Origin of the sequence: Lederbergia galactosidilytica (assembly GCF_017873565.1) — a bacterium.
GTDB classification, from domain to species: Bacteria; Bacillota; Bacilli; order Bacillales; family Bacillaceae_C; genus Lederbergia; species Lederbergia galactosidilytica.
The window spans coordinates 1-17,986 of the sequence record NZ_JAGGKH010000023.1; the positions used below are offsets into that span (position 1 = coordinate 1).

Here is a 17,986-nt window from a genome sequence, read left to right on the forward strand (position 1 = left end):
TGTTTGTCAAGAGCGATTGCGGTAGCTTACCACCACATTTAGACCGTAGAGCTACGTTTAGGCTTTTGTTTTCATAGAATTTTTGACACTACCTACAAAAGCGTAAACCTCTTGATATTAGGGAGCAACTAGGAATTCGCTGTCTTGTCGAACATCCATGATTAGAGCCAAGCCCTGATGCTAGATCTTAACGCTAGCCAGTCATTCCCAATTTATCTTATAAAAACAATATACGATTTCATTTTTATCAGGTATTCTAAGCTTATCATGATGATGAAAGGGAATGAATTATGAACATAAAGATCGTTTTACTATCTAGCCTTCTCATCCTACTCTTTTCCCTTGCTTTTCTTTGGTGGAAAACGGGTGATTGGATCCAAAAAGGTCAAACTCCCTTAGCCACTGGCAAACATTCCTATGCAATCATTCTTGGCGCCAAGGTGAATGGCAGCATTCCCTCACGCTCCTTACAATATCGATTAGATGCTGCTGTCCAGTATAGCCATGAATATCCGAATGTTCGGTTTGTATTATCCGGTGGCCAAGGTCCTGATGAACAACTCTCAGAAGCAGAAGCCATGAAAAACTATTTAATTGAAAAAGGAATAGAAGAAAGCAGACTTATTCTAGAAACAACATCCACTTCTACCTATGAAAATATTCTATTTTCAAAAAAACTACTTCCTGATTCCATTGATCATGTCACGATCATTACCAGTGATTATCACCTTGCCAGATCTCGCAAGATTGCTCATCAACTAGGGCTTGAGACCGATGCCCTTGCCGCCAAAACACCAGAGGTAGTGAAGTGGAAAATGACCACTCGTGAACGAGCTGCTTTAATCAAAACTTATTTAACAGGGAGATAGATCTTTTTCTCCCTATACTCTCCCTAAAGTTTATCATTTAGAGGGAGAAACTCATAATGATAGCTAAAGATACTTATAAGCCAATGAAATTAAAAGGCGTTCCCGGTTTGAGAACGCCCTTTTTGCGGATTATATGAAGGTTTCTTTCCAGCAACTTGCACTGAGGAAACCGCTTTTGTCTAGTAGCAAAAATGTAAATACAACAGGTTAAATTCCATTACAAATCTTTTAAGTAATTCTCTATGAACTCAGTCACATATTCACTCATTTCCTTGTAACGAGTCCAATGGAGATAATGATGCCCTTCTAGCGTAATCAGCTTATGAGAGGAGATACGATCCAATTGCGTTTGATAAAAGGTGATATTCGACTTCCCGTCTTTATTCACATTTTTCTCTTTCGTAGTAAAGATTAAAACGGGTAGCTCAGAAGGGATTACCATATCGGTTGTCTTTTCAAGATCATTATTTATTTCATTTGCTTCATTCACTATATTTCGGTTATTGCCTTTCCATGCTGAAATAGCTTTAACCATCTGTAAATTTTCACCCGAATAAGTCCCGTCTTCAGCAACAGGTAGAAACTCACTTGGGATCAAGGATACAGCTAATCTTGCCATTCCAGTTGGTGCCACATAGCTCCAATACTTAGGCATAGTGGGCACAGCTTCATCGAAGTATTCCACAGCTTTCGGTAACGTAGGATCGATTCCGATAATGGCCTTCACTTCATTTGGATATTTATCGGCAAAATAGATACTATATATACCAGATATTGAATGTGGCATCAAAATATACGGTCCTTCTATGCCTGATTCTTTTAGTGCCGTTCTTATTTCCTCTACTATGTTTTCCACTGTTCGTTCCTTCTCCGTCATGTCACTCCAACCATATCCAAAAGGCTCTACGACAACAACCTTATGATTTTTTGCCATTTGATTAATTAGGGGTTCGAAGTCTAATACAGGTGCAGCTGTACCTAATCCACTTAATAAGACAATGGTGTTTTCTCCATTCCCCTTTGTATAGACGTGCATATTCTTACCGGCAACTTCAACTAATTCCCCAATAGCTGGATATCTCTTTTGTTCCATTACCGTTTTAATGGAATGAAAAATGAACCCAATTACGAGTACTGCTAGTATACACAATAAAATATTTCTAGTAACCAACCACGGGCTAAGCTTCTTTTTGAATTTCATTATTCTCACAGCTTCCTATATAGAGATTATTTATACAGACCAGGTTCAAAAGGGTATTTTTGACGATTAAACGGCCCTTTTCTGAAAATACAGTAATCCCCCGAACAAAAATATAAAGAAGCTACCAAATATCACTGATAATAACAAAGAGAGTGAGCGGATAAAAAATTCATCTGCCCCATCTCCTCCAGCCGAAAGCATGGTTAAAAAGGGTTGGACCCAAGGATAAAAGGGAGAGAATTTCTCTGAATTCGCTACTAAAATATTAGGAATCGTGAAAATCACATTGATAACAAGTGGGGCGGCGAAACTTGTCCATGCTGTTGAAATCCATAATTGTAAGGCAACTAATGGTAAACAGGCGAGCCAGCCGAAAAAGACACTTTTAAGACCAAACAGGTAAGGAACTGACGTCTCAATTCCCTGAATGATTCCAGCCATTACCCAACCGAAATAAAATAATATTTGGGTAATCGCTAAAAAAGCCATGACGATGATCCCTTTTGCCAAGAATACTTGCCCTCTTGATACTGGCAAGGCAAGTAATTGTTTCCATCCCCCACCCTGATGTTCATAGCGAGCGACAAAAGCACTGAATACCCCTGTTAATAAGGGAAGAAAAAGCAGGCCATGGATAAAAACCATTGTTGATAATAGATAAGCCCATTCGACCCCTTTCATTTCTGATATATTCATAGTCATACCGGCAATAGTAGCCAATGCAGGACTCACGAAAAGCAGCAGCCATATATTAGATTTGCGAAATTTAAGCCATTCTGACTGAATTATTTTCCATAACATCTTACTTCACATCCCGTCTTGTAAAATCTAGCGCACCAAATCCCAATAGAATAATGCCTACGAGTAAGCCCATCCCAACAAACCAAACTGGCTCATGAACATCACTCATTAATAATGGCCACTTCCACATGAACCAATCAGCCGCATTATAAGCGGATGACGAAACGATGGCACCAAGAATTCCAATGGTAAGTGGAACCGCTTGGTTGGTCATCGTAATCGATAACCATGTTTGTAAAGCTAGAATGGGCAAAGCAGCCGCCAAGGGATAGAAGCTATTTCTTAAAATCGCGATATAAGGAATCTCTGTCCCAAACTTCAAACTAAGTCCCAAGATAATCGTTCCTACAAATAGCAGAAGACAAGCAATCAAAAGGAATATAATGTTTAAAAGGAATTTTGACGCAAAAGCCGAGCCTTTACGAACAGGCAGGGCTAAAAGCTGTTTCCAAGCATTTTGTTGATGTTCCACATTTGCGGTCATCGATGCCAAGATGGCAACGCCTAGTATTAAGGAAATCGTGACTAACCCATTAATATTCTTTAGCAATTCTCCCCAAACATCCGGATTCAGACCAACTAAGTAATCATATCTTACACCATAATTGACCGCCTGCAGAGAGATCACTCCAAAGGGACCAAGAAAGCTAAGAAACCATACCCATTTTCGTTTCATTTTTAGCAGATCAGCCTTAAATATTTGGATCATCATAGGCTCATCTCCTCCTTCGTTAAATCGAGGAATATTTCTTCCAAAGACATTTTTTGTTCCTCAACACGATAAACAGATAGATTCCCTTTGACTAAATTCGCCACTGCTTTAGCCGTTAACATATTATCAGCTTGATCAAGCGTAAGAAATGAATCCTGATCCTGTACTTGAATGCCAGAAGACAGAAGAATTTTCCTTGCCTCTTTTTGATTATTTGTGTGAATGCGGATTGTCGGACTGGATCTTTTTCTTAATACCTCGATCGAATCTTGAAAAATAAGTGAACCTTTCGTAATAATACCTACTCGTGTTGCCATTTGATCAATTTCACTTAAGAGATGACTTGATACTACAACTGTTACACCAAATTTTTTCGGTAGACTTTTAATTAGTTCTCGCATCTCTTGAATGCCTGCAGGGTCCAAGCCATTTGTTGGTTCATCCAAAATTAACAACTCCGGATTTCCTAAGAGAGCAGCTGCTATCCCTAACCTTTGTTTCATTCCAAGCGAAAAGCCTTTTACAGGTCGTTTGGCCTCGTTTGTTAAACGGACGATTTCCAATACTTCCCCAATTCTTGCTTTAGGCACATTTAAAATTTTTCGTAAAGCTTCTAAATTTTCAATAGCTGTTAAATGACCATAGTAGGAGGGAGATTCCACTAGAGAACCGACTTTGCTTAATATCGATAGTTTATGTTTGCTTAAATCCTGTCCAAATATATGGATCGAGCCATGTGTCGGTTTCATTAATCCAAGTAGCATCCGAATCGTAGTTGTTTTCCCTGCCCCGTTTGGTCCAAGGAAACCATAAATTTCTCCTTTTTGAATGGCAAGATCCACTCCATTCACTGCTTGCTTTCCTTTAAATCTCTTCGTTAAATTTGAAGTTTTTAACACTAATTCGTTCATTTTCTTCACCTCATCTCTAAGATTAAAAGGTGAAGGTTAAAACAATGGACAAGCAAGTTTAAAATTTGTTTAAAAAAGATCGAATAACCTCCAATCGGCAAATAAGGCAACCATTCCATTCAAAATTAGAAGGCTTTCTTAGTGTAAGAAAAACCGCTTGAATCATGGATATTCATGAATCAAGCGGTTTGCATGATTACAATTTACTTTCCCATGTCCCCTGCAGCTGTTATCGTCATTCTCGTTCCTCTATCTGTTGATTGGACATTTAACTTTAAGTTCATTTCTTGCAACATAAGCGTTACGATCGCCATACCAATCCCAGCCCCCTTACTATCAGAAGCAGTCTCTATTCCCGGGCCCCGATCTTCAATTATGAGTTGAAAGCCTTTTTCGGTTGTTGCACTTTTAATTCTAATATATTTCCCAGAATCGGCATGGCGAATGATATTTTGAAATAGATTATCAAGCACTCTCTCCAACCAACTTGGGTCTAATGACCACTCAAAATGCTGATCCTCGGGCAATTCAATTTCAATTGCAAAGCCCTTTTTCTCAAAAGTTGGATACCAAGAAGCAGCCATCACGCGAACCGACCTGATAATATCTACTTTTTGGGGATGATAAGGGTATTTTCCTGCTGTTAGCAGTGTATAAGACAGTAAATTATCAATTAACTGACTAAGAAAGGTAATCTTATAATCCATTAATTGCAGGGATTTTTCCCCTTTGTCCGTTAATTTTTCTTTTTTTAATGTATAGAGATGTCCTCTTAATGTCGTCAATGGTGTTCGCAAATCATGAGAAAGATTGGCCATTAATTGTTTTCTTAGTTCTTCTTCCTCATCCTTCTGTTTTTGACTTTCCCCTAACCTCTCGACCATTCCATTGAAGGACTGCTCAAGCTGGCCAATTTCATCTTGTTTCTTAATCATAATTTTGTCAGGAATACCGGCGATACCCTCTTTTTCCATTGCTAATCCTAAACGGAGTAATCGTTTGCGAATATGGGAAAAGAACAGCCAGGAAATAAAAACAAATATGAAAAAGAGTCCAATATTAATACCGTAAAATAGATAACTATAGCGATCTACCAACTTTTCTCGAGTATGGTCCATTTCACTTCTTGGAATTTGAAAGGTAATAAAGCCGTTTTCCTTTTTTTCACCAAGAAAGGCCACTGTTGTAAAAGGGTCACTATCATAGCTTTTTTTCATAAATTCAACAATATCTGAAGATGTCCACCTTTTAGGTACAGCAACTGGTTCTGGATAAGCAAAAAGAAGTGTTCCATTATCATCGACCCAAAACACAGTAGAAGCGTGGTATTTCTTCTGAAATTCAGTCAATTTCTTCTTTACTTCTTCCTCATCTAAAGAAGTCAGTTTTCCTGCTTCTTGATGCCACCATTTTTCCAGGTCCTCTCCATTTAATTGGTTTACATCCGCCTCATCAAATGAATACCAAACAACAATCGATAGAGGAAAAATAATAGGGATAAATAGAACCGCGAATAAAATAATCAGTAGATATCTTACTAATAAAGAATGACGAAGAGTTAAAACCTTTTTTATAGTCATGATTTTAATCGATAGCCTAATCCCCGAATGGTTTCTATTAAACCGGGTTTTGCGGGATCCCTTTCTATTTTCTCGCGTAAATAACGAATATGTACCATTAATGTTTTATCCCCATCTATATAAGGTTCTTTCCATACCCCTTCGTATAATTGCTCCTTTGTCAAAATTTGGTTTTGATGGCGGAGGAAGTATTGAAAAATTTGGTATTGCTTTCCCGTTAAAATAATTTCCTTGTTTCTTTCATGATCTAATATCCGGTTTTCTTCTAAGAAAATATCTAAATGACCAATTGTTATCTTTTCTGTTTGATCTTGTTGAAACCGTCGCAATAAAACTTCTATCCTTGCAACCAATTCTTCTGGATAAAAGGGCTTTGTTAAATAATCATCCGCAAATTCTAGTCCCTGAAGTCGATCTTCGACAGAGGTTCTAGCTGATAACATTAAGACCGCTAATGAAGGATATTCCTGTTTTAATCTCCTTCCAACAGAAAAGCCATCTAGGCCAGGTATCATCACATCTAAAATTGCAATTTCCACATCTTCTGCTAGTTTCATCACTCCTTCCCCTGATGGTAACCAATTTACGTTATGTCCTTTTTCCTCTAACACTTCTACGACCCATCTACTAATTTCTAAATCATCCTCTATGTATAGAATATTGGCCATTTATATCCCCCTGATTTTCTTTTAAAATAATTCATATATGTTCCTATTTTAACATCTATATACCAAATTATAGGCAAAGCTCTATTTACAGGTAAAGCCTAGTAAGGAATTAAAATCTTTTATTTTCAAATAAATTGGTATATCCTAAAGAGAAAAGCAGAAGTGCTCGTAAAGATAAAAAGGCTAAATAGGCGAGATATTTCGTTGATTTACTAATCTGAGCGCTAAAGCTAGACCAAAGAAGAAACATCATGTGTTTGCTAGGAGGAATAACGGATGACAATGAAGAAAGTTTTAACATTTGCTGGTTCGGATACAAGTGGTGGCGCTGGAATTCAAGCTGATTTAAAAACATTTGAAGAGTATGGCGTTTACGGCATGAATGCTTTAACGTCAATCGTCACAATGGACCCTAACAATAATTGGAGTCATGACGTCTTTCCAATTGATGTTGATACAGTAGAAAAGCAATTAAACACCATTCTATCTGTCGGAATTGATGCCATGAAAACTGGAATGCTTGGTTCAGTGGAAATCATTGAATTAGGTGCGCGTAAATTGGATGAGCATAAATTAGAAAATGTGGTCATTGACCCTGTGATGGTATGTAAAGGCGAGGATGAAGTTTTACAACCAGAAAATACGGATGCAATGCGTGAGTTCCTTCTCCCACGGGCTTTAATTGTAACCCCGAACCTTTTTGAAGCGGGACAATTAGCTAAAACAGGACCAGTGAAAACAGTAGATGGGATGAAAGAAGCCGCTGCGAAAATTCACGAGTTGGGGGCAAAAAATGTTGTCGTAAAAGGTGGAAAGGCAATCGCCCATGACAAAGCCATCGACCTTTTCTATGACGGTCAAGAATTTACTCTACTTGAGTCAGATAAACTAGAAACGACTTATAACCATGGTGCTGGTTGTACTTTTGCTGCCGCGATTACAGCTAACTTGGCAAAGGGTAAATCAGTCAAGGAAGCCGTTGCCTCTGCCAAGGACTTTGTTACAGCCGCGATCCAACACGGCTGGAAGCTGAATGAATATGTAGGTCCTGTTATGCATGGCGCTTATTTTGCTTTTGATAATAATTCCAAGAAATAAGGATGACGCCCAGAAAGGATGATTATTTCATCCTTTCTGGGCGTTTATCATTCCTCTCAATGTTCTAAACTTCCTTCTTCTTGAATAGCATGGGACAGAAACAACTCCAATTCTATTTTAGAAGCTGTTCAAAGATCCGGTACAAATGACACTGCTAGATAAATGGCTTTCGATGTACAGAACGTATCTACGTTGTTGAGCGGCGTCAGCGCCATTAGCCGACTTGTCATTTTTATCCTCTTTTCGAACACTTATTGGACAGGGGGAAGTGAAATGAAGACTTTTTTAGGTGGAATCATTCTCTTAATTCTCGGGTATTTTATATATGGAAGAATCGTTGAGAAAGCATTTGGCATCAAGCAGGATCGACCCACTCCCGCACTAGTTAATCATGATGGGGTTGATTACGTTCCAATGAGCACCTCAAAAAACGCCTTAATCCAATTGCTCAATATTGCGGGGACAGGCCCTATTTTTGGTCCTATTATGGGTGCCTTATATGGACCTGTAGCCTTTGTTTGGATTGTCATTGGCTCTATTTTTGCTGGAGCGGTTCATGATTATTTAATTGGGATGATTTCGATTAGAAATCGGGGTGCCCATTTACCTGCACTAGCGAGCAAATTTTTAGGTCGTACGATGAAATACCTTGTCCATGTTTTAGCTGTTTTACTCCTTCTATTAGTTGGGACTGTTTTTGTCATTACTCCCGCTAACCTACTCCATGTGTTAATCGATGGGAAACTAGCCTTGAGTATTATTCTATTCATCATCTTTAGTTATTATATTCTCGCGACACTTCTACCGATTGATCAAATTATCGGGCGATTATATCCCTATTTCGGAGCCTTGTTAATCCTAAGTGCCGCTGGAGTCGGTGTTGGGCTCGTCGTAATTGGAGCTCCCATTCCCGAATTGTCCTTTAGTCATTTTCATCCAGAGCAAGCACCGATCTTTCCTCTATTATTTTTTACCATTACATGTGGAGCCTTATCAGGATTTCATGCGACCCAAACGCCAATTATTTCTCGAACTATCCAAAAAGAAAGCCAAGGCAGGAAAGTATTTTATGGGATGATGATTGCTGAGGGAATTATTGCGATGATTTGGGCAGCAGCAGCGATGAGTCTATTTGATGGGCCCAATGAATTGAATGAACTTTTAAAAGTAGGAGGACCGGGAGCTGTCGTCAATAAAGTCTCCACTTCTCTACTTGGTGCACTTGGTGGGACACTCGCTGTACTCGGAGTAGTGGTCCTACCGATTACCTCAGGAGATACTGCCTTCCGTAGCGCTCGGATGATCATTGCTGAATATTTAGGGTTAGCTCAAAGGAAGTTATCCAGTCGCTTATGGGTTGCCTTTCCTTTATTCATCATTGCTTTCTTACTAACAAAGATAGATTTCAATTTATTGTGGCGATATTTTAGTTGGGCTAATCAATCAACAGCTGTGATCACCTTATTCATTGGTGCTATGTATTTATATATTGCTAAAAGAAATTATTGGATTTCACTTATTCCCGGAACCTTTATGCTTATCATGGTTTTTACTTATATTTTGCATGCAAAAATCGGTTTTCACTTACCGATGACCGCTTCTTGGGTAGGTAGTTTTATTGGAACTTTGTTCGTATTGATTATATTCTTCCACATTGCAAGAAAAGCGCGGAAAAATCAATGGCCTATCGAGGAAGAACTTTTCGACTGGAATCAGAGAGTTTGACCATATTCCCAATCTTATTTTTCGTAATTTTTCTCTTCTTTTAGTAAAATAATGATTTAGGAAGGAGGTTTATCCTATGGAGAAGATTCGTATCGATGAAGTTCAACAATTAATTAATACTTTTGCTACAGAACAAGTTTACATACATTTAGAAACAACAAATGGAGCGTATGCTTCCCATAATGATGAAACATTTTTTTCAGCTGGAGCTTATATTCGCAATGCTGAAGTTTGTTACGAATATGGGAAGATTGTTGGGGAAGGCCCCTATCGTATCGGGCTAAAATTAGCGATTGGCTGGATCTACGCAGAGGGCCTTACCCATTTCGAGCTAGATGAACAAGGTAGATTATTACTTGCTGGTCACGGATATGATGGAAAACTAGCCGTTGCTCTACAAATTAGCAAAACACCGTTTAAATATTAATAGCGTGTGTTCAAAAAGAAGGATAAAAAGGACCAAGTCGGCTAAAAGCGCTGACGTAAATCGCTAACGTCCGACACTAGTACATCCTGTACATCGAAAGTTCAAGGCGGCGCAGTTTCGAGCAGCGGACCTGCACAATGCCCACAGGACGTGGGTGAATTTAGCAGAAGAACCTTTCCTGATACATGAGCACAAGGAAAGCTCCCATGAATCCGCGTCACACGAAGGAAAAGTGGTTCTCTTTTCCGAGGAGCATAGAAACAAGCCAACGAGCTACCACAGGATGTCGTGATTTCGACGTTCGCCACAGGACGTGGCGGTACTCAGTCGAAGATCATTTATCTAGCAGTGTCATTTTTACCGAACTTTTCGAACACCCTCTAATAGAAAGGAATTGCTTTATATGGAAAAAGAACGTCATGTTTTAGTTGTATTTCCACATCCAGATGATGAAGCCTTTGGCGTCTCCGGAACAATGGCAAGTCATATCTTAAGTGGCACACCTGTCACCTATGCTTGTCTTACTCTTGGAGAAATGGGAAGGAATTTGGGGAACCCTCCGTTTGCTACAAGGGAATCCCTTCCAGAGATTCGTAAAAAAGAACTTCAAGCATCGGCAGAAGCCATGGGTGTCACAGATTTACGAATGATGGGCTATCGCGATAAAACATTAGAATTTATTCCAGATGAGGAGTTAACTAATCTTGTCTTTGACTTGATTGAAGAATTGAATCCTTCCCTTGTTATCTCTTTCTATCCAGGATATTCTGTTCACCCGGATCACGAAGCCACAGGCCGTGCTGTCGTTCGGGCGATACGTAGACTTCCCAAAGAAAACCGACCAAAGCTTCACTGTGTCGCCTTTGCAAAGAATCACGAAGCAGAGATTGGTTTACCAGATATCAAGCATGATATTAGCGCCGTTTCTGAACGGAAATTTGGCGCATTAAAAGCCCATCTTTCCCAAACTGTATGGATGTTAGCCGACTTAGAGAAGAAAATGACAGAAGAAAAAACAGGATTGCCAGAGCAATTTAGAACAGAACATTTTTGGACCTATAATTGGGATCAAGACAAAGTTTTATAATGAAATCGGCGGAAGAAATTCTGCCGTTTTTTTATGTATTACGGACAATACAGATATTATCAGATTGGCTGTTGCGAGGAGTTTATTCGCCTTTTCACATTTTGACCTGTTCATGCTGGGTTTATCCTATCAGCAGAAACCAAAATTAAAAATCGTAAAGAAGCGAGCCTTTACGATTTTTAATGTGCTTATGATGTTTTACTGAGAGAGATTTGACTTTCGATCACTTTACAGTATATCAATCACGACTCGGTGTTCCTTCACAGTCTCATCCAGATGTTTAAAACTACTTCTCATTTCCGTTGCCAACTGATCAAGTTTGAGCTCCATGCGGTCTTGCTTAACCTCCATGCGATCTTGCTTAACCTCCATGCGATCTTGCTTTTGCTCGATTCTTTCCTGACCACTGCTCAATCTTTCGATGTCTGTTTCCATCCGTTCTTGTCCTGCTTTCAACTCTCTTATCTCAGAACGGATTTCGCCAAGTTCTTCTTTTAGCAAAGAGCGTAACATTTCTTTTAAATCATGATCCATGTTCATCACTCCAGTTTGTTTCTCCTATTTTATCACGTTTCGCGTGACAAAAGGACCATCTATCAAATATTCTCTTGCTTCAACGCATCGATAATATTTTCCTTCTTCACTTTGGAACTAGAATATAGCATTGCAATCCCAACAATAAGAAATACTGCTACTACAACAGATAACAAACTGAGCCACGGGAGGGTAAAGGGATAACTAAAGCTATTCATTAACACTCGGTAAATCAGAAGCATGATCGCAATACTAAGCGGAAGTCCGTATAATAAGGCTTTAACCCCATAAAAGATACTTTCATAATTAATCATTTTATTAAAGCCTTTTGGTGTCATTCCCATTGATTTCAGCATCGCAAATTCACGTTTTCTTAGAGAAATACTTGTTGAAATTGTGTTTAAAATATTGGCAATGGAAATCGCTGTAATCAAACTAATAAAACCATACGTAAAAACAGATAGTAGCATGATAAGTTGTTCTTCTTCTTGCCTATTTTGATAGACATTATGAATATAGTGGCGAACTCGTTCTACTTCCTCAATCTTTTTCTGCGTTTTAAGTGGGTCTTTACTATTTAAATATAGGTAAACATTGTTTTCTTCCTCTTTTAAAGCCCCCTCACCTAATTGATTTAAAGTTGCCTCCGATACTATGAGATTTAATCCCCCAAGCCCTTCTGAGTGAACTCCCATTGGCAGTTGGTTTGTTAATGTTGCAATCGTTATTTTATCTAAATTCGTTTCCTTGCCCGTCTCCCAATCCTCTGTATAAAGATCTAGTTTTTCACCTGTTTTTGTGTGGATGGCTTTCGTTTCAACATACTTTCCTGCCCCGCCATCCTCATATTTTGCTTTGTCAATAACGATAGCTGCTAAGCCGTTTTGAAGTTGATTGTAATCTGCCCCAACTTCTTTTGCATATTTTTTTAAATTTTCATCTTTTAATGCATATAAATTTATATAATATGGATATTTTCCATCTTGAAATTCTTGTTCAAATGTTGCAGATTCACGTAACGGATCTGCTATACTTTGCGGATCTATCCATGTTTTCAGATTATTTACCTGTGTCATGATATTATAATCTGTCACCTCATCCATGGATATGATTGATTGAATGAGCTGATCATCACCTTCGTGATCTACCCCCACGCTCATATCATAATTCATTCCAATTTGAGAAAGTTCGGCAGATTTTTTAAGATTGTCTGTAAAATAGGAGACAGTTAAAAATAGAATGATACTAATAACGAGAGAAAAAACAGTGGCTTGGTAACGACGTTTATTTCGTTTTAAATTCTTCAAGCCAATTTCTGCTTCAATCCCGAATAGTTTACGGACAAGTTTCGAGGTTTTGACCGCTTTCCCCGTTAATTTTACATCTGCTGTTTGGCGAATTGCATCGATAGCTGAAACACGTGACGCTCTTCTTGCCGGGATAAAGGTTGAAATAAAAATGGTTAGAATGGAAACAAGCACCGCAATAAGAATAGAGCTGGCCGTGACTGTTACTCTTAGTCCCTCACTAACTCCAAAAACTCCCTGAATCATCTGATTGATGAACATAAACGTAATCCCCATCCCAATGAGACCAGCGATAATGCCAATTGGAATACTTATAAGTCCAATTACAGCGCCCTCAAAAAAGACGGAATTTCGTTTCTGTTGTCTCGTTGCCCCAACACTTGAAAGCATACCTAAATGTCTGGATCGTTCCGATACAGAGATGGCAAATGCATTATAAATGAGTGAGACAGAGCCGACAATAATAATCAGCATGATAATCGCCGATAAGGTATAAAGAGTTGTGCGCATTCCCCCATTTTTCATCACACCAGAATATCTCAGCAAATCATGATTAAACTCATAATTTTCATGGGGGATATTATGCTCCTCGGCAAATTCTTCTGTATCTTTAAAAATAGAGCCTTTCAGTTTCTTCAACACAACGGATGCATTCACACCGTTTTCTTTTTCGTTTGCCTCTTCATCAAAATACGAAATAGCCGTATAGCCTGGTGACCAAGGCGCCTCCCAAGTAGGACGCTTAATGATACCTACAATGGTGAATTCCCTTGCCTTAGTATCCCTCAACTCTTCCTCCGACTTACCTTTTTGATCTGTCATATAGGAAAAGCTTTGGTCCAATGGATAATCAATTTCTTCGTCAAAAGCATAGCGCTCACCGATATCAAGTGTCAGCACATCACCTATTTTATAGGGGACTCCTGACTTTTCACTCATTTCATCCGAAATAACGATTTCCTCAGCCATTTGCGGAAAGCGCCCTGAACTTAATTCGATAGGAAATTGTTCAAAACCTTGTTCATTATATTCTTTTATAAACAAATAAGGCTTGTACTTATCTTTTCCTCCATCTAAGAGGGCAAAGCCAAGATCTCTTGAAAGGATAACCTTTTCTGTATTCGCGTCCTTGCGAATCTTCTCTATTTGCTTCCCATCGACATTATGATAAACAAGATGCCATTCCCCATCCTCGGAAATCGTCTGTCTTTTCAATAAATCCATAAACGAGACACCAATGGTTGCCACCGCGGTTAACATGGCAACTGAAATAATCACACCGATAATCGTAACAAGTGTACGGCGTTTATTTTGTATTAAATGTCTGATCGTCAGTTTGTTGACAATATTCATGGACGAACCACCTCATCCTTGGTGATACGGCCATCCTCAATGGCAATCACTCGATCTGCTTGCAGAGCAATCCGCTCATCATGTGTGATCACAATCAATGTTTGGTTATACGTTTTATTAAACATTTTTAAAAGATCTATGATTTCCTCACTGTTCTTACTATCCAGATTCCCAGTAGGCTCATCTGCTAACATTAAAGCAGGATTACAAATTAAAGCTCTCCCGATAGAGACCCTTTGTTGCTGGCCACCAGAAAGCTGGTTCGGTAAATGGTTTAAGCGTTGTTCTAATCCTAGGCTTTTGACAATATCATCTAACTGTTTTCGATCGACTTTATGACCATCTAATAAAAGTGGCAATGTGATATTTTCTTCAACGGTGAGCACTGGGATTAAATTATAAAATTGATAGATCAATCCAATTTGCCGACGTCTAAAAATCGCCAATTGCGTTTCATTCAAATTGTATATATCCGTATTGTCGACAAAAACCTTTCCACTTGAAGGTCGGTCAACCCCACCCAATAAATGCAAAAGGGTCGATTTCCCGGAACCAGATGGCCCAATAATGGCGACGAACTCTCCATTCTGAATCGAAAAGGAAACATCATCTAATGCCTTTACAGCTGTTTCTCCTTTTCCATACATTTTAGATAGATGCTCAATTTTTAAAATCTCCATTGTAAAACCTCCATTATTTTAACTGTTAAACTCAGTCTATCTATCTAAAATGACTTTCAAGTGACTGTTAAGTGACAAAATCGTCACTTTGATTTACGTTAAAAGCTTGGCATTATCGATCCAAAAATCAAGTGCCTTTTATCATTTATGGGCCTCTTCGACCGGATGTGGGCTTCCCCGCTTACTTATGAGGTTCTCCGATCAAGTATGGGGTTCTTCACAAATTTATGGGGTTCCTTCTCAATTCTTCATTCTGCAAAAATCATTTTAAATAACCTGCTTATACATTTTTAGATGAAACTTTGTGCCTTTTCCTACCTCGCTTTGAACATCGATCGAGCCATTTTGGCTAGTCATAATGCTATGGGCCATAGCCAGTCCAATGCCTACACTCTCTTCACTTCCAGATTTTCCTTTATAAAAGCGTTTGAATATATAAGGCAAATCTTCCTTCAAAATGCCCTTCCCATTATCTATAATAATGATTTCCGTAAAGAGTGCATTTTCTGCAAAAGTAATTGTGATCGCTCCACCAATCCTCGTATGTTCAACACAGTTTTTCAAAATATTGATTAAAGCTTCGACTGTCCAATTAAAGTCGCCGTTGAAGGACACTTGTGGGTCTCCAGTAACAGACACCGTTTGAGCTTTAATATCCATTGGTATGAGCACAGGTTTCAAGGCCTTTTGGATTAACTCTTTTACATTGACCTTGTCCTTCTTAAAAATCACCGTACCTGCATCGATTTTTGATAGTTTTAATAATGAGGATACGAGCCATTCAATTCGCTCGAGTTGTACTTGAATATTATGAACAAATTCTTTTCGTTTCTCATATGGCAAATCATCATCACTTAATAAATCCGCCATCACGGTCATAGAGGTAATTGGAGTTTTCAACTGATGGGAAATATCTGAAATGGCATTCGTTAATCGAATTTTATCCTCTTGCAAAAGGGCTCCCTGTTCTGACAACATTAAAGTCACTTTGTAAATTTCACTTTTTAAAATGCTTAATTCTCCTTCACGATTATCACGAACATCAAGAAAATAATCCCCAGCTTGAATTTTTCGTAAATACTCGGACAATTTTTCGATCTCACGATATCTCCAGCGGGTCATAACAAAGCTACCTCCCAATAACAAAAAGGCCGTCATAAAGATCGTGATGGTTGCTGCTAGGGAAATAAAACTTCCAATGATAATTGCGATAACACTAATACATCCCATCACCCATATAAAAATTTGAACTTCACGATTCCGAAGCATCTCTAATCCCCAACCTTATATCCAAGGCCACGAATGGTTTTAATAATCTTTGGCTTTTGCGGTTCATCTTCTAATTTTTCTCGCAGTCTCTTAATATAAACTGTTAAGGTGTTATCGTTCACAAAGTCACCTGCCACATCCCAAATTTGCTCTAAAAGCTGATTGCGTGAGAGAACTTGGCCAATATGATTGGCAAAAATTAATAATAATCGGTATTCCAATGCCGTTAAAATAATTTCTTCCCCATTTTTATAAACTTTTCCTTCCAAAAGATGGATACGAATATTCTCTATTTCAACAAAGGATGTTGATTTTGGTTGCTTTTGATAGCGCCGTAATACAGATTTAATTCGCGAGAGTAATTCACGAATCCGAAATGGTTTTGTGATATAGTCATCTGCTCCCATATCTAATCCCATTACAACATTCACTTCGTCATCAATTGCCGTTAAGAATATCACTGGAAGATCTCCACCCTGTTTTGCCAACTCACATAATTCATAACCACTTCCATCTGGCAAAGATAAGTCGAATAGACATAAATCAATTTCTTCTCGTTTTTCAGTTAATAGCTTTTTCGCTGATGTCGCATCATAGCATAACTTCGTTGAAAATTGTTCCTGTTTGAGTGAGTATTCTAGCCCAGAGGCAATTGTCTTATCATCTTCTACAATTAAAATGTTCATTATATCACCAGCCCTATCTCACTTAATGATTACAAATTTTACCAAATTATTCATTTTTTCCTAGTACAAATAGACCATTTCATATTATAATAAAAAGTAGAATACAATAATAAAAAGTTGGTGTGGACTATGTCAAATGAATACGACCGCACCCTATATACAAAAAAGAGGGGAAAAATTGAGTAGAAATATTCTTTATAAACAAATAAAAGGTTGGATCAAAGGGGTATTGGATACAGTCCAATTACCTATGCCTATGAAACAACGATCTACAGGTATCAATATGAGTTATAACTTCTTAGAAAATTTTATATCTTTTAATCCGACACGATTAATTCAATCCCATAAAGAATTGCCTGTATCGATCTCTTTTAAAGCATTTGTACAAGCGTTAACTCTTCATGAATTAGGACATTCTCTTGATCGGGACGCTTTATACGCCTCTATTCCAAAATCCTATCATATTTATCAAATAAAAAAAGCCCATCCCTACTCTGAAAGAAGTAAAAATATCGAGCTTTTTCAATGGGATATTGAAGATCATGAAATGAATTATGTCTTTGAAGAGACAGCATGGCGCAATGCCCAAAGCTTGAATCAAACGCATCGCATTGTAGATCCCAAAATTATGGATGTTGTAGAATTTTATAGTCTTTTAACGTATACAGCTGAATATAACCGTGATTTGTTAGTCCATCACCGTCTGAAAGTGACGACTACGGAACCAGTCGCCGTGTGAGTGACCCCTCCTTAACACCCTTTCGGGTTGTTTGAAGAAGGGGCTTCCTGTTTCATGAACCGTCGCATAATGGGGATGTACCAATTTGTCTTACATAGTCTCCGCAGGCGTAGCTTATACTGTTCGGACACAACCTTGCCCCACAGTTATGGCTATTCCATTATGGTAAAGTAACTCATCTAATCCTTTTTGTAAAATATTTCGACTAGCATTATGGTCACAATCAAGTATCGTTCCGCATTTTTTGTTTTTCTGTTGGGAAAATCTCATACTTTTGATTGACCAACACGGCCATCACCTTCTTTGCTATATCTAACTCCATTTCAGAACATTCGCCCC

General features: G+C 38.4%; 17 protein-coding genes. 6 read left to right on the forward strand and 11 right to left on the reverse strand.

The window, feature by feature from the left end; all coding sequences use genetic code 11:
* Positions 1–290 precede the first annotated feature (290 nt).
* On the forward strand, positions 291–869 hold the full coding sequence (locus J2Z23_RS18885) for a YdcF family protein (protein ID WP_057982731.1): 579 nt from the start codon (positions 291–293) through the stop codon (positions 867–869).
* A gap of 217 nt (positions 870–1,086) precedes the next feature.
* Here J2Z23_RS18885 and J2Z23_RS18890 read toward each other — a convergent pair whose 3' ends face one another.
* From J2Z23_RS18890 to J2Z23_RS18915, 6 genes are all read right to left on the reverse strand, one after another.
* Entirely contained in the window at positions 1,087–2,070 is a 984-nt protein-coding gene (locus tag J2Z23_RS18890) for an alpha/beta fold hydrolase (protein ID WP_057982733.1), read from the reverse strand.
* Between the two features lie 66 nt (positions 2,071–2,136).
* Entirely contained in the window at positions 2,137–2,871 is a 735-nt protein-coding gene (locus J2Z23_RS18895) for an ABC transporter permease (RefSeq protein ID WP_057982735.1), read from the reverse strand.
* Between the two features lies 1 nt (position 2,872).
* A complete protein-coding gene (locus J2Z23_RS18900) occupies positions 2,873–3,583 on the reverse strand; it encodes an ABC transporter permease (protein ID WP_057982736.1) in 711 nt (236 codons plus the stop codon).
* Positions 3,580–4,494, reverse strand: coding sequence for an ABC transporter ATP-binding protein (locus J2Z23_RS18905; protein ID WP_209974839.1), 915 nt, complete (start codon positions 4,492–4,494; stop codon positions 3,580–3,582). The genes J2Z23_RS18900 and J2Z23_RS18905 overlap by 4 nt, the downstream gene beginning before the upstream one ends.
* A gap of 203 nt (positions 4,495–4,697) precedes the next feature.
* Entirely contained in the window at positions 4,698–6,074 is a 1,377-nt protein-coding gene (locus tag J2Z23_RS18910; protein ID WP_209974841.1) for a sensor histidine kinase, read from the reverse strand.
* The gene (locus J2Z23_RS18915) at positions 6,071–6,742 is read right to left on the reverse strand and encodes a response regulator transcription factor (RefSeq protein WP_057982741.1); all 672 of its coding nucleotides are present in this window, start codon (positions 6,740–6,742) and stop codon (positions 6,071–6,073) included. Before J2Z23_RS18915 ends, J2Z23_RS18910 begins: the two co-directional genes overlap by 4 nt.
* A 276-nt stretch (positions 6,743–7,018) precedes the next feature.
* Between J2Z23_RS18915 and pdxK the strand changes: the two genes are divergently transcribed.
* From pdxK to bshB2, 4 genes are all read left to right on the forward strand, one after another.
* Positions 7,019–7,840, forward strand: coding sequence for a pyridoxine/pyridoxal/pyridoxamine kinase (pdxK, locus tag J2Z23_RS18920; protein WP_057982742.1), 822 nt, complete (start codon positions 7,019–7,021; stop codon positions 7,838–7,840).
* A gap of 273 nt (positions 7,841–8,113) precedes the next feature.
* Entirely contained in the window at positions 8,114–9,565 is a 1,452-nt protein-coding gene (locus J2Z23_RS18925; protein WP_057982744.1) for a carbon starvation CstA family protein, read from the forward strand.
* A gap of 76 nt (positions 9,566–9,641) precedes the next feature.
* Positions 9,642–9,992: a YojF family protein gene (locus J2Z23_RS18930; RefSeq protein WP_057982746.1), complete on the forward strand. Its 351-nt coding sequence runs from the start codon at positions 9,642–9,644 to the stop codon at positions 9,990–9,992.
* Between the two features lie 403 nt (positions 9,993–10,395).
* Entirely contained in the window at positions 10,396–11,079 is a 684-nt protein-coding gene (gene bshB2, locus J2Z23_RS18935; protein WP_057982753.1) for a bacillithiol biosynthesis deacetylase BshB2, read from the forward strand.
* Between the two features lie 228 nt (positions 11,080–11,307).
* On the opposite strand, the gene J2Z23_RS18940 is transcribed toward bshB2, so the two are convergent.
* From J2Z23_RS18940 to J2Z23_RS18960, 5 genes are all read right to left on the reverse strand, one after another.
* Positions 11,308–11,613 carry a hypothetical protein gene (locus J2Z23_RS18940; protein ID WP_057982754.1) on the reverse strand — a complete coding sequence of 102 codons (306 nt, stop codon included), beginning with the start codon at positions 11,611–11,613 and terminating at the stop codon, positions 11,308–11,310.
* A gap of 62 nt (positions 11,614–11,675) precedes the next feature.
* Positions 11,676–14,273, reverse strand: a complete 2,598-nt coding sequence (locus J2Z23_RS18945; RefSeq protein ID WP_057982757.1) for an ABC transporter permease — start codon at positions 14,271–14,273, stop codon at positions 11,676–11,678.
* A complete protein-coding gene (locus J2Z23_RS18950) occupies positions 14,270–14,953 on the reverse strand; it encodes an ABC transporter ATP-binding protein (protein WP_209974843.1) in 684 nt (227 codons plus the stop codon). Before J2Z23_RS18950 ends, J2Z23_RS18945 begins: the two co-directional genes overlap by 4 nt.
* A gap of 267 nt (positions 14,954–15,220) precedes the next feature.
* Complete coding sequence (locus J2Z23_RS18955; RefSeq protein ID WP_057982761.1) at positions 15,221–16,222, reverse strand: sensor histidine kinase; 1,002 nt, start codon at positions 16,220–16,222, stop codon at positions 15,221–15,223.
* A gap of 2 nt (positions 16,223–16,224) precedes the next feature.
* Positions 16,225–16,908, reverse strand: a complete 684-nt coding sequence (locus J2Z23_RS18960) for a response regulator transcription factor (protein ID WP_209974844.1) — start codon at positions 16,906–16,908, stop codon at positions 16,225–16,227.
* Between the two features lie 178 nt (positions 16,909–17,086).
* On the opposite strand from J2Z23_RS18960, the gene J2Z23_RS18965 reads away from it, so the two are divergent.
* Entirely contained in the window at positions 17,087–17,647 is a 561-nt protein-coding gene (locus tag J2Z23_RS18965) for a hypothetical protein (RefSeq protein WP_057982765.1), read from the forward strand.
* Positions 17,648–17,986: the final 339 nt, after the last annotated feature.